The sequence below is a fragment of the Roseovarius sp. A-2 genome, assembly GCF_002072155.1.
Taxonomy (GTDB): Bacteria; Pseudomonadota; Alphaproteobacteria; order Rhodobacterales; family Rhodobacteraceae; genus Roseovarius.
The window spans coordinates 13,978-27,061 of sequence record NZ_BDIY01000011.1 but is presented as its reverse complement, the minus strand read 5'-3'; the positions used below and the strand labels follow the sequence as shown (position 1 = coordinate 27,061).

The window sequence follows — 13,084 nt, the reverse complement described above, 5'->3', positions numbered from 1 at the left end:
GGTCAGAAATCCGTACTGACGGTAAGGTTGAAATTCTGCACGATATCGCTCGGCTCTTTCTTCAGCGCCTCGGAGAAGTTCATCCGGATCGGGCCAAAGGGCGACGTCCAGAACAGCGACACGCCTATGACATGGCGGTCCTGGAACCCGGTCGATTGCAGCGGCGCTGTGGCCGCGGCCTTGCTGCCGATGCCCCAGATCGAGCCGACATCGTAGAACACGCCCCCCGTAACCCCGAATTCCTCGGGCAGGCCGAGCGGGAATTCCGCCTCGAATTTCAGCGCCGCGAAATACTCGCCGCCGAGATGCTGATTGCCCTCGATCGGCCCCATGCCATTGGGTTCAAAACCGCGGATCACCTGATTGCCGAAGCGATTCAGGAACCGGCTTTCCTGCGAGCCGAAGAAGTCGATCGCGCCACCCTCGGCAATCGCGCGCAGGGTCACTTCCTCGTTCCACACGGTGGTCTGCCCGACAAGTCGGCCGGTCGTTTTGACATACTCGTTATCGCCGCCGACACCCGCGAACTCCTGTCCGAAGCTGAGCAGGACGCCGGCATTCGGGTTCAGGCCGGTGCGCCGGGTGTCATAGGTGTATTCATACCCGAGCGCACTGGTGATGAGCGCCCCTTGCGCGACCTCGAAATCAACGATGGTCGAGGAGCTATTATTGTCCGACATGTCTTCGTAACGGGCGTTGTAGAACACCGCGAGACGCCCGTTCTCGCCGGTCGGGAAGGTCAGGCTGGGGCGGAACGTGCCGATATCGGTGTCAAACAGGCTGTTATCCGATTCGGTTTGCTGAAAGGCGAAATCGAGACCGAAGGCAACGTCGCGCCCGAGGAACGCGGGTTCGACGAAGCTGAGATTGTAATTGACCCGCTCGGTGGTGCCGAAGATGCTGGCCGAGAGCCGCTGGCCGCGCCCGACGAAGTTGCGCTCGGAAAAGCCCGATTGCAGACCGACCCCGGAGTTGGTCGAAAAGCTCAGCCCGAGCGAGACCGTCCCGGTCGTGGTTTCCTCCACCTCGGTTTCGATCACCACCTGATCGGGCCGCGAGCCCTCGCGCGCGTTGACCTCGACGCTTTCGAAGAATTGCAGGGCGCGAATGCGGTCCGCCGCCTGACGGATGGCCCGCGGGTTGAACGGATCACCCTCGGCCATGTCGAATTGCCGCCGGATCACGCGGTCGATCGTGGTGGTGTTGCCCTCGATGTCAATACGCTCGACAAACACGCGCGGCCCGCGCGTCAAAGCGAACTCGATATCGAGCGTCAGGTCGCGGTCATTGCGCGTCACGCGCGGCTCGACCCGCAGGAAATCCACGCCGTTCTTGATCGCCAGCCGCTCCATCCGCGCTATGGAATTCTCGACCAGCGTCGGCGAGTAGACAACGCCAGGCTTGATCTTGAGCGTGTCGTGATAGGGTTCCGCCTCGGCCGCTGTATGTTCGCTGACCGTGGTGATCTCGCCAAAGCGGAATTGCTGACCTTCCTCGAGGTTGAAGGTCACGAAATAGGAGTCGCGCTCGCGGGCAAGCTCGGCATTGGTGCCGGTCACCCGGAAATCCACGTAGCCGCGCGAATTGTAGAAATCCGTGAGCACCTGCCGGTCGAAATTGATCCGGTCCTCGACAAAGGTATCGCGCTCGATCAGCGCGCGCAGAATCCCGGTCTGCTTGCTCTCGATCACGCGCCGCAGACGGCGGTCCGAAAAGGCGCGGTTGCCCACAAAGCCGATGCGATCCACCTCGATCTTTCGACCCTCGAAAATCTCGAACACCAGATCGATCCGGTTGTCGCTGCGGCGGATCACCTTGGGACTGACGCGCGCCGAAATCCGGCCGTTCTGCGCATAGGCCTCGGCGATGGTCTCGGCATCGCGTTCGGCCTGCGTCGGGCTGAAGACCTGACGCGACTGGCTCTGGATGAAACCCGAAAGATCCTCGTCCTTGATCTTGTCGTTGCCTTCAAAGGCGATGCGGTTGATGGTCGGGAATTCGGTCACCCGGATGACCAGACGGCTGCCTTGCGGCTCCACCTCGACCTCTTCGAAAAGACCGGAGGCGAGAATGCGCTGATAGGCGTCGTTGAGTTGCCCGGCCGAAACCGTTTCACCCCGCTCGATCCCGGCATAGGACAGGACCGTTCCAGCCTCGATGCGCTGGTTGCCCTCGATTGCGACGGTCGAGAAACGGTAGGATTGCGCCTCGGCGTCCTCGGGTGCGACAAGTGTGAACAGTGCCAGCAGAACGGTGAAAACCCCGCAAAGACCGCGCTTCACCAAGCCCTGGAGCGGTCGCTCCATGTCACAATCTTTCATCGCTCACACCCAGTCAGACATCCCATTGATCGAAGTCACTACCCGGTCTGTCTGGGCTTGTCAAAACGCGAGTGCGCCACCGGCGTCAGAGCGATGCGAGGTAACCTGCGGCGAAAAGCGCGACGGTCAGCGTCGCGGCAAAGATCAGCAGATCGGCATTCACGCCGATCAGCACACCGATGCTGCGATATCCGTTACGAAACTGAGACATGTCATGCCCCCTCGGTCCAAAGTCCAACCCGAAGACTGCCGGGAAATCACGGCGATTGCAGGAGGAAATCATGACGATTGTGTGGCCCGCCGCGACGGGTGCCGATCACCGCGCGGCCATGAACCGTTCCAGCCGCGCCAGCCCCTCCTCGATATCCGCCGTGGCGCGGGCATAGGAAAACCGCAGCGTGCCCGCCCCGCGCGCCGGATCGAAATCCAGCCCCGGCGTCACCGCCACGCCCGCCCGCTCCAGAATTTCGGCGGCAAAGGCGCGGCTGTCATCGGTCAGATGGCTGACATCGGCATAGACATAGAACGCGCCATCGGGCGGCGCGATGCGGTCGAACCCGGCGCGCGGCAGCCCCTCCAGCATCAGCGCGCGGTTGGTGCGGTAGACCGCCATGTTCGCCTCCAGCTCCACGCCGCACTCCATCGCCGCCAGCGCGGCCACCTGGCTGGCATGTGGCGGACAGATGAACAGGTTCTGCGCCAGCCGCTCGACGGTGCGCACGTGATTCTCGGGCACCACCATCCACCCAACCCGCCAGCCGGTCATCGAGAAATACTTGGAAAAAGAGTTGATGACATAGCAGTCATCGGTGATCTCCAGCGCGCTCACCGCCTTCGCCTCATACTCGATTCCGTGGTAAATCTCGTCGCTGATGAAACTTGCCCCCGCCGCCTGCGCCGCCCCGATCAGCGCCCCGAGCGCCTCGCGCCCCAGCATCGTTCCAGTCGGATTCGCCGGGCTCGCCACCATGAGCCCGCGCAGATCCCGCCCCGCCAGATCGCCCGGCACCGGTTGCAGGCGGTTTTCCGCCGCCGTCTCGATATCCACCGGCACCAGATCGAGCGCGCGCAGGATCTGGCGATAGCTGGGATAACCCGGCGCCCCGATTCCCACCCGGTCACCGGCATCGAAAAGCGCGGTAAAGGCCAGGATGAACGCCCCGGACGAGCCCGGCGTGATCACCACCCGGTCGGGGTTCAGATCAACGCCGTACCACTCCCGGTAAAGCCGCGCGATGCGCGCGCGCAACTCCGGCAGGCCAAGCGCCACGGTATATCCCATCGCCTCGCGCTCCATCGCGCGGGCCAGCGCGTCGCGCGCGCCCCTGGGCGCGGGCGTGCCGGGCTGGCCCACCTCCATATGCACGATATGCCGCCCCCCGGCCTCGGCACGGCGCGCGGCCTCCATGACATCCATGACAATAAAGGCGTCGACCTTGGACCGGATTGAGTTCCGCATTACATTCTCCCTGAGGCTTGGGCACACGCCCCCTCTTCACGTCGAAAGGCAGGGCAGGTCAATGCAACTCTTCCGTTTTCTCATCCTGGCGCTGATCCTGACGCTCACCCTCGTAGCACCCGCACGCGCGGTCACCCTGCTGCGCGACCCCGATATCGAACACGCGCTGCGGTCGCTCAGCGCCCCTGTCCTGCGCGCCGCCGGGCTCAACCCCGACCGGGTCGATATCCTGGTGATCGACGATCCCAGCATGAACGCCTTTGTCATCGACGCCGATAGCATCTTCATCCATTCCGGGCTGATGCTGCGCATGCAGACCCCGGCGATGCTGCAATCGGTGATCGCGCATGAGGCCGCGCATATCGCCAATGGCCATCTGATGCGGCGCCCGCTCAACGCGCGCAGCGCGCGCACCGCCGCCGCCCTCGGCACCGCACTTGCCGCGGCCGTCGGGGCGGCGGCGGGCAGTGGCGAATTCGTGGCGGGCGCGGCGGCTGGCATCCAGGGGGCCGCGCAGCGCAGCTTTTTCGCCCATACCCGCGCCGAGGAAAACGCCGCCGATTCCAGCGGCATGCGGTTCATGCACGCCGCCGGGGTCGATCTCAACGGCGCGGTGCAGGTGATGGATCTGTTTCGCGGCCAGGAATCGCTCTCGCTCTCGCGACAGGATGCTTATGCACGCACCCATCCGCTCTCGCGCGACCGGTATCGCCGGGTGCAGGCCCTGGCCGAGGCGCAATCGGGGCAGGCGCAACCCGACCCGGAGGCGACATACTGGTTCGCCCGCGCCAAATCCAAGCTTTCGGCCTTTCAGCGCTCGCCCAAATGGACGCTGACCCGCGCGGGCGAATACGGCTATGAGGACGTCACGCTGATGCGGCAGGCCATCGCCCATCACCGGCAGGCTGACCTGCGCCGCGCACTCAAAGCCATCGACGGGGCCGTCGCCCGCCGCCCCGACGATCCTTATTTGCACGAATTGCGCGGCCAGATCCTGATGGAGAGCCGTCAGATCAAGCCCGCCGTCGCCGCCTACGCCCGCGCCGCCAACCTCGCGCCCCGCAACGCACTGATTCTCGGCTCTTACGGGCGCGCGCTGCTGGCCGACGGGCAGGTGCAAAAGGCCGCGCAATTCCTCGAATCCGCCCGCAGCCGCGATGGCCGCGATTTTCGCGTGCTGCGCGATCTGGCACAGGCCGAGGCACATCTTGGCAATAACGGCATGGCCTCGGTACTCACGGCAGAGCGATATGCGATGGCGGGCCGGCTCAAAGATGCTAAGATACATGCCGAACGCGCCTCGGGCCTGTTGCCGCGTGGCTCCGCCGCATGGCAACGCGCGCAGGATGTACTACACGCGGCAAAAGCCGCAGAAAAACGGAGCAAGAACCAGTGATCAGACGCCTTATCGCCGCCACCGCCCTCAGCCTGCCCCTGGCCCTGCCCGCGCAGGCTCTCGATCTCGACAACCTGACCGAGGCCGAGCGGGCGACACTGCGCACCGAAATCCGCGCCTACCTGCTGGAAAACCCCGAAGTGATCATGGAGGCCGTGGCCGTGCTCGAAGAGCGTCAGGCCCAAGGCCAGGCCCAGGCCGATGTCGATCTCGTGCGCGCCAATGCCGATACGATCTTCAACGACGGGCATTCCTGGGTCGGCGGCAACCCCGAGGGCGACATCACCCTCGTCGAATTCATGGATTACCGCTGCGGCTATTGCCGCCGCGCCGTGGACGAGGTCAAGGGCCTGCTCGAAGAAGACGGCAATATCCGCTTCATCGTCAAGGAATTCCCCATTCTGGGCGAGGAGTCGGTACAGGCCTCGCGCTTTGCCATCGCCACACAGCAGGTCGCCGGGGACGCGGCCTACAAATCCGTGCATGACGCGCTGATGGCCTATAACGGCTCGATGAACGACACAGGATTCACCCGCCTGGCCGATTCGCTCGGGCTCGATGCCAATGCCATCGTGGCCGCGATGGACAGCGACGCCGTGACCGAGGTGATCGCCGCCAACCACGCGCTCGGCCAACGGCTCCAGATCAGCGGCACGCCGTCTTTCGTGATGGGCGACCAGATGCTGCGCGGCTACCTGCCGCAGGACGCGATGCAGAACATCGCCAACGACATTCGCACGCAATAACGCGATGCTCTTCCGTCTTTTCGGCGTGGCCCTCCTCGGGGGGCTGCTGCTGCCAGTCGCAAGCCCGGCACAGGACACCGGCCCGCAATCGCGCCCGCCGCTCGGCTCCGCGATCCGCGAGGTGCTGATCGCCACCCCCGAACTGCTCTCAGAGATCACCGGCCTGTCGCGGCCCGCTCCCGACCTCTACGGCGCAGAGGCCGAGCGCGATCTGGCCACGCTCGACCAATTGGCGGCACAGCTTTTCAACCCAAACCAACCCGGCTTCGGCCCCGCCGACGCAGCAACGCGCCTGGCCTTCTTTACGGCCGAGAACTGCCCCGACTGCACGCGCGCCAAGGATGAGTTGCGCGCGCTCGCCCAACGGCTGGGCTTTCGCGTCGCGGTCTTCGACATCGGCTCCGACACCGCGCTTGCCCGCAGTCTCGGCCTCGACATGGCCCCCTCCTACGTGCTGCCCGACATGATGCTGCGCGGCGCGATGCCCGCCATCGTGCTCGAACGCTACCTGGTCGAGTGACCCCTGCCCTTCATCGTTCCAAAAATACTCAACTGACCCCGCCTGCCTCAGTCCCACCACGGGCCGTGATGCACACCCGCCTGCCCCAGCCGCTCGAACCCGTGATGCCCGAACATGTCGCGCTGCGCCTGGATCATGTTGGCGCTGCCATGGCCCAGGCGCATGCTGTCATACCACGCCAGTCCGGCACTCAACGCGGGCACCGGATGCCCGCCATGCACCGCGCTACATACCACCTGCCGCAGCGCGGGCATGCAGCGCGCAAGAGTCTGCGCAAGACCGGGGTCGAGGATCAACTGACCGCGCGGCAAATCGCCCTCACAGGCGACTGCGATCTCGTCGAGCAGGGCCGACCGGATGATACAGCCCGCCCGCCAGATCCGCGCGATGGTCGCGAAATCGAGCGACCAGTCGTAGTCCTCCGACGCCGCCGCCAGCACCCGAAACCCCTGCGCATGGGCAAGGATGCGCGCAGCCAGAAACGCCTCCGCCAGAACCTCCGGACTGGCCTCGATCACGCTAACAGTGCCGCCAAGAACAACCTCCGCCGCCTGCCGCGTGTCTTTCTCCGAGGACCAGCTGCGCGCGCCCACGGCGGCCTCGATCATGCTCGCGGATTGCCCCATGCGCAGCGCCTCGATCACGCTCCAGCGCCCGGTTCCCTTCTGACCCGCCGCATCCTTGATCACGTCGATCACCGGGTGCCCGGTCTCGGGATCGGCATAGGTCAACAACCTGGCGGTGATCTCCACGAGGTAAGAGCGCAGCGGGCCCTCGTTCCAGGCCTCGAACAGCGCGCCGATTTCGGCAGGCGGCAGTGCCAGCCCGTTGCGCAGCAGGCTGTAGATTTCCGCGATCACCTGCATGTCGGCATACTCGATGCCGTTATGTACGGTCTTGACGAAATGCCCAGCCCCGTCGGGGCCGAGATGCGCCACGCAGGGACTGCCCTCGTGACGGGCCGCGATGGCCGTCAGGATCGGCGCGATCCGCGCCCAGGCCTCGGCGTCGCCGCCCATCATCATCGACGGACCATACCGCGCGCCGGCCTCGCCGCCCGAAACACCGAGACCGACGTAATTCAGACGCGATCCCGACAGATTACCGACCCGCCTTCGGGTGTCGTGAAAATCGGCATTGCCCCCGTCGATCACGATATCGCCGGGCTCCAGCAGCGGCGTGATCTCGCGCAGCATCGCATCCATCGGTTCCCCCGACGGGATCATGAACAAGACGACACGCGGACGCTCCAGCGCGGCGACGAAATCCTGAATTTTGTCATGTGGATCAAGGCGCTCAGCCAGATTGCCCGCCTCCGCGATGAAGCCCGCAATCCAGTCGGTCTCGCGGTTGGTCACAGCCACGTCAAAGCCGTGCTCCGCCATGTTGAGCGCCAGCGCGCTGCCCATGGTACCAAGTCCGTAAACCCCGATCCGCGCCTTGCCCATCCGCCCTCCGATACCGCTAACGGGACGAGGTAAGCCTAGGCCGCAAAACGATAAACTGCAAGCACCCGAGCGATCCTCGGGTCAGGCCTGAGGGTGACGGCGGCACAAGATCAACGTCATCCTCCGGCTTGACCGGAGGATCTCCCGTCACGCCACCCTCAGACCCCGAGCGTCCAGCGCATGATCGCCTTTTGCGCATGCAGGCGGTTCTCGGCCTCGTCGAAAATCACCGAGGACGGCCCGTCCATTACATTCGACGTCACCTCCTCGCCGCGATGCGCGGGCAGGCAATGCATGAAGAGCGCGTCAGGCTTGGCTTGTGCCATAAGCGCGTCATTGATCTGGTAGGGCCGCAACATGTTGTGGCGGCGCTCCTTGGTGGATTGGCTGTCATGCATGCTGACCCAGGTATCGGTGACCACCAGATCGGCCCCTTCGACGGCCTTGGCCGCGTCACGTTCGATGGTGATCGTACTGCCCGCTTTGCGTGCAAGGCCGATGAATTCCGGTTCGGGATCAAGTTGCATCGGGCCGGTAAAGGTCAGATCGAACCCGAATTGCCCGGCGGCATGCAAAAAGGAGGCGCAGACATTGTTGCCATCGCCCGACCAGACCACCTTCTTGCCTGCAATGGGTCCGCGATGTTCCTCATAGGTCAGGATATCGGCCATGATCTGGCAGGGATGGGTGCGATCGGTGAGGCCGTTGATCACCGGCACGTCGGAATATTCGGCCATCTCCAGCAGCACGGATTCGTCGAAGGTGCGGATCATGATCATGTCGACATAGCGCGACAGAACACGCGCCGTGTCGGCAATCGTCTCGCCATGACCCAGTTGCATGTCAGCACCCGACAGAACCATCGTCTGCCCGCCCATCTGCCGCACGCCCACGTCGAACGAGACCCGGGTCCGCGTCGAGGGTTTCTCGAAGATCAGCGCCACCATGCGACCTGCCAGCGGCTGTTCGGCATCGGGCATGCCGCGCGGATGACCATCGCGCGCATCCTTCATCTGGCGCGCCTGATCTATGATCGCCCGCAGATCGGCGGGATCGGTTTTGTGAATATCGAGAAAATGGGTCATGTCGCAGTTCGCTTTTTCAATCGGGGCCTCTCGTGGGGGCCAGCCCCCACACCCCCGGAGTATTTCGGGAACAGTGAAATCAGGCGGTTTCCAGGGCTGTGGCGGCGGCGTCGAGACGGGTGACCGCCTCGGCGATTTCAGCGTCGGTGATGGTGAGCGGCGGCAACAGGCGGATCACGTTGTCGGCGGCGGGCACGGTGGCGACAAGCGCGTCATAGCCCGCCTTGACCACATCGGTGTTGGTGGTCTTGCATTTCAGCCCCAGCATCAGCCCCAAACCGCGCACGCCGGTAAAGATATCGGGATGCGCGGCCACCAGCCCTTCCAGACGCTGCCGCATCAGCCCCGCCTTGCGGTTGACCTCGGCCAGGAACTCCGGCGTGGCGACATGCTCCATCACCGCGCAACCCACGGCACAGCCTAGGGGATTGCCGCCATAGGTGGAGCCATGCGTGCCCGCGCCCATGCCCGTAGCGGCGCGCTCCGTGGCCAGCACCGCGCCGAGGGGAAAGCCGCCGCCGATGCCCTTGGCGACCATCATGATATCGGGTGTGACGCCCGCCCATTCATGCGCGAAAAGCCGCCCCGTGCGCCCCACCCCGCATTGGACCTCGTCGAGGATCAGCAGGATGCCCCTCTCGTCGCAAAGATCGCGCAAGCCCCTGAGGCATTGATCGGGCAGCGGGCGAATACCGCCCTCGCCCTGCACCGGCTCGATCAGAATCGCGGCGGTATTGTCGTCGATCGCGGCATGGAACGCGTCATGATCGCCCCAGGGCACATGCTTGAAGCCGGGCAGAAGCGGCCCGAAGCCCTTGGTCATCTTCTCCGATCCGGCAGCCGCGATCCCCGCAGAGGAGCGTCCGTGAAACGCGCCTTCAAAGGCGATGATATCCGTGCGCTCCGGCTGGCCTGCGTCATGGAAGAACTTGCGCGCCATCTTGACCGCCAATTCGCAGGATTCGGTGCCGGAATTGGTGAAGAAGACCGTATCGGCAAACGTCGCCTCGACCAGCCGATCGGCCAGTTCCTGCTGCGCAGGGATCTGGTAAAGGTTCGAGGTATGCCACAGCTTGCCCGCCTGCTCGGTCAGCGCCGCCACCAGCGCGGGATGCGCGTGGCCCATGGCGTTTACCGCGATCCCTGCGCCCAGATCGAGAAAGCGTTGGCCATCGGCCTCGATCAGCCAGGCGCCCTCGCCTTTGACGAATGAGAGCGGCGCGCGATTGTAAGTCGGCAGGATCGACGGGATCATGGCAGGTTCCTTGTCAACAAGAGGCCCTTTGAGTGCCGCAAGGGCGGGGCCAAGTCAATCATTTGGGAAAATTGGCGCGAATGCACCGGGATCACGAGGGGACGGGACGTCAGGCGCGGGTGCGTCGGCGTCGGATCGGAGTATATGTCGCGCTGGTGATCATGACGTGGCTTTAGCCGGTTTCGCGCGTCAGGGAAAGCGGAATGTCGCGGGCCATCGCCTCGGTGCCCGCCAACATTGCGAATCCACAGACCGAGGGGTGAGCGCGTGGCGGAGCCATTCGGGGATGCGGCGGTTATGCATGTCTTCGGGTCTTGGATGTTGTTTCCACATATCCTGCCCGCAAACCGCCACGCCTGCGCAACCCGGCACGACATCGCGTCGCTTTCCGGCCATGGGTCACGCGCATTTGTCGGCGGGTGTCGGGCCGTTACCGCTTGCAGACCGACATGCAGCGCGGCAAAGCTGCGCGCATGTTCACGCCCCGCCCCCCCGATCCCGGCCTCGCCGCCGGGCTGACGCTGCTGGCCGCGGCATTGCTGGCGGGCACGACACTTCTGGCCAAGGCGCTTGGAACGGAGGCGCTTGGCCCACCGCTGCATGCGCTGCAGGTCAGCCACGGGCGGTTTCTCTTCGCCTTTCTCGCTATCGCCGCAATGACGGCGCTGATCCGGCCGCGCCTCACGCGGCCCGATCTCGCGACCCATGTCAAACGCTCCTGCTTCGGCTGGACCGGGGTCACGCTGATGTTCGCCGCCGCCGCCTTCATCCCGCTGTCAGATGCCACGGCGATCAGCTTTCTCAATCCGGTTTTCGGAATGATGCTGGCGATTCCGCTCCTGCGCGAAAAGGTCGGTCCCATCCGCTGGTGCGCCGCCGCCATCGGCCTGTGCGGTGCCGTGATCCTGATGCGACCGGGCAGCGGCGCGATTGCGCCCGGAGCACTTCTGGCGCTTGGCGCGGCGATCTGCCTCGGGGCGGAGCTTATCTTCATCAAGCGTCTGTCGGGGTGCGAGGGACCGTGGCAGATCCTGCTGATCAACAACGCAATCGGTCTGAGCATCGCGACGCTTGCGGTGATCTGGGTCTGGGCCGCACCCACGCCCGCGCAATGGGCGGCGCTGATCGGCATCGGGCTGCTGATGGCGCTGGCACAGGGCTGTTTCATCAACGCGGTGGCGCGGGGCGACGCGAGCTTTGTCGCCCCATTCTTTTACACCGCGCTGGTCTTTGCCGCGCTCTATGATGGGGTGATTTTCGGGGTCTGGCCGGATTCGGTCTCGGTCACCGGGGCGGCGGTCGTGCTCTGCGGAGCCGGCCTTCTGGTCTGGCGCGAGGGGCGGCGGCGCGGGGTGACGCAACGCCCCCTTTGACAAATGCGCCCGGCCTCTGGCTAAATCCAGCGGGAGGGAGGAGAGCATGCCACTGAGCATCCTGTTGCCGATGGTCGTTGTGGGCATCGCTTGCATCGCGGTGCTACTGCATCTGCTCGGCCTGTCGCGCCGCGCGACACTGCCGGACACGGCAGCGGCGCGGGCAGCCTGGCTACGCGAATTTCCCGCTGACGCCCCCATCCATGTCACACTCTGCGACAACCGATCCGCCGCGCTGATCGCGACCGAGACCAGGCGCGGCGTGGTCTGGCCGATGGGCGCCGATACCACCGCGCGCTACCTCACCGGCGCGCGGGCACGCCGGACCAAGACCGGGCTGCGGCTCAACTTGCCCGACTACACCGCGCCGCAAATTCACCTCGCCCTTGATCCAGACGAGGTTGCCGCGTGGCAAGACGCGTTGAAGGAGACCGCATGACCGACATAACCCCCTTTCCCGACGTTGTGAATTTGGCGGTGCCGCTCTTCATCGCCGCCATCCTCGCCGAACTCTTGTGGATCGTGATCAAGGGGCGCGGCGGGCGCTACGAAACGCGCGACGCGCTCACATCGCTCATAATGGGGGCGGGTAACGTGGCGTCGGGCATCTTGCTGGGCTTTGTCGCTTACGGGTTCTTCATGGTGCTGTGGAATATCTCGCCGCTCGATCTCGGCACTTCCATAGGCGTGATCGCGCTCTGCTTTGTGCTGGACGATCTGCGCTATTACTGGGTGCACCGCTTTGGCCACCGCATCCGATGGGTCTGGGCGAGCCACGTCAATCACCACTCCTCGCAGCATTACAACCTGACCACGGCGCTGCGCCAGACATGGACCGGAACCTTCACGTTCATGATGGTGGTGCGCGCGCCGCTGATCCTGCTGGGGTTTCACCCAGGGATGGTGCTGTTCGTCGGCGGGCTCAACCTGATCTACCAGTTCTGGATCCATACCGAGGCGATCGGGCGCATGCCACGCTGGTTCGAGGCCGTGATGAACACACCCTCTCATCACCGTGTGCATCACGGGCGCAACCCACGTTATCTTGATTGCAACTATGCGGGCGTGTTCATCATCTGGGACAAGATGTTCGGCACCTTCGTGCCCGAGTTAGAAGAGGACAAGGTCGATTTCGGCCTCGTCCGCAATCTCGGCACGTTCAATCCCATCCGCGTGGCGTTTCACGAATGGATCAGCATCTTTCGCGACGCCACGCAGCCGGGGCTGACTTGGCGCGAGCGGCTCAAGTATTGCGTGATGCCCCCGGGCTGGAGTCATGACGGCAGCCGCGAAACCTCGACCGCGATCAAGGCGCGATTTCTGGCCGATCACCCTGAAAATACGGGAACACCGGGATTTCCGCTCAACCGATGAGTGTTTCACGCGCTGTTTACCAAATTGTTAATTGACCGGTCGTTCCAAATAGGAGTTAATCGGGCAAGCAAGAGGATCCGCTAAACTCATTGCACAGAGCCGATCTT

Annotated in this window: 12 protein-coding genes; 6 read left to right on the top strand and 6 right to left on the bottom strand. The window is 64.4% G+C overall.

Translation table 11 applies throughout. The features are described 5' to 3' along the window. Positions 1-2: 2 nt before the first annotated feature. The 3 genes from bamA to BHD06_RS13305 form a co-directional block, all read right to left on the bottom strand. On the bottom strand, positions 3-2,306 hold the full coding sequence (gene bamA, locus BHD06_RS13310) for an outer membrane protein assembly factor BamA (RefSeq protein ID WP_254892415.1): 2,304 nt from the start codon (positions 2,304-2,306) through the stop codon (positions 3-5). 100 nt (positions 2,307-2,406) lie between these two features. Then, positions 2,407-2,532, bottom strand: a complete 126-nt coding sequence (locus BHD06_RS24345) for a hypothetical protein (protein ID WP_254892414.1) — start codon at positions 2,530-2,532, stop codon at positions 2,407-2,409. A gap of 105 nt (positions 2,533-2,637) precedes the next feature. Next, positions 2,638-3,780: a pyridoxal phosphate-dependent aminotransferase gene (locus tag BHD06_RS13305; protein WP_080457473.1), complete on the bottom strand. Its 1,143-nt coding sequence runs from the start codon at positions 3,778-3,780 to the stop codon at positions 2,638-2,640. Positions 3,781-3,841: 61 nt separating this feature from the next. On the opposite strand from BHD06_RS13305, the gene BHD06_RS13300 reads away from it, so the two are divergent. The 3 genes from BHD06_RS13300 to BHD06_RS13290 are packed head-to-tail and all read left to right on the top strand — an operon-like array spanning position 3,842 to position 6,442. Further along, positions 3,842-5,176 (top strand): M48 family metalloprotease, encoded by a 1,335-nt coding sequence (locus tag BHD06_RS13300; RefSeq protein WP_080457472.1) that lies wholly within the window; start codon positions 3,842-3,844, stop codon positions 5,174-5,176. Continuing rightward, positions 5,173-5,922, top strand: coding sequence for a DsbA family protein (locus BHD06_RS13295; RefSeq protein WP_254892413.1), 750 nt, complete (start codon positions 5,173-5,175; stop codon positions 5,920-5,922). Before BHD06_RS13300 ends, BHD06_RS13295 begins: the two co-directional genes overlap by 4 nt. Before the next feature lie 4 nt (positions 5,923-5,926). Next, complete coding sequence (locus BHD06_RS13290) at positions 5,927-6,442, top strand: thioredoxin family protein (RefSeq protein ID WP_254892412.1); 516 nt, start codon at positions 5,927-5,929, stop codon at positions 6,440-6,442. A 47-nt stretch (positions 6,443-6,489) separates the two neighbouring features. Here the strand turns inward: BHD06_RS13290 and gndA are convergent, their stop codons facing one another. From gndA to BHD06_RS13275, 3 genes are all read right to left on the bottom strand, one after another. Continuing rightward, entirely contained in the window at positions 6,490-7,890 is a 1,401-nt protein-coding gene (gene gndA, locus BHD06_RS13285; RefSeq protein ID WP_080457470.1) for an NADP-dependent phosphogluconate dehydrogenase, read from the bottom strand. A gap of 158 nt (positions 7,891-8,048) precedes the next feature. Beyond that, complete coding sequence (argF, locus tag BHD06_RS13280; protein WP_080457469.1) at positions 8,049-8,975, bottom strand: ornithine carbamoyltransferase; 927 nt, start codon at positions 8,973-8,975, stop codon at positions 8,049-8,051. 79 nt (positions 8,976-9,054) lie between these two features. Then, positions 9,055-10,230: an aspartate aminotransferase family protein gene (locus BHD06_RS13275; RefSeq protein ID WP_080457468.1), complete on the bottom strand. Its 1,176-nt coding sequence runs from the start codon at positions 10,228-10,230 to the stop codon at positions 9,055-9,057. 473 nt (positions 10,231-10,703) lie between these two features. Between BHD06_RS13275 and BHD06_RS13270 the strand changes: the two genes are divergently transcribed. Genes BHD06_RS13270 through BHD06_RS13260 form a run of 3 tightly spaced genes read left to right on the top strand, consistent with a single transcriptional unit; the run spans position 10,704 to position 12,977 of the window. Beyond that, entirely contained in the window at positions 10,704-11,603 is a 900-nt protein-coding gene (locus tag BHD06_RS13270) for a DMT family transporter (protein WP_080457553.1), read from the top strand. A gap of 46 nt (positions 11,604-11,649) precedes the next feature. Then, complete coding sequence (locus tag BHD06_RS13265; RefSeq protein ID WP_080457467.1) at positions 11,650-12,042, top strand: hypothetical protein; 393 nt, start codon at positions 11,650-11,652, stop codon at positions 12,040-12,042. Further along, positions 12,039-12,977: a sterol desaturase family protein gene (locus BHD06_RS13260; protein ID WP_080457466.1), complete on the top strand. Its 939-nt coding sequence runs from the start codon at positions 12,039-12,041 to the stop codon at positions 12,975-12,977. Before BHD06_RS13265 ends, BHD06_RS13260 begins: the two co-directional genes overlap by 4 nt. The last annotated feature ends 107 nt before the right edge of the window (positions 12,978-13,084 follow it).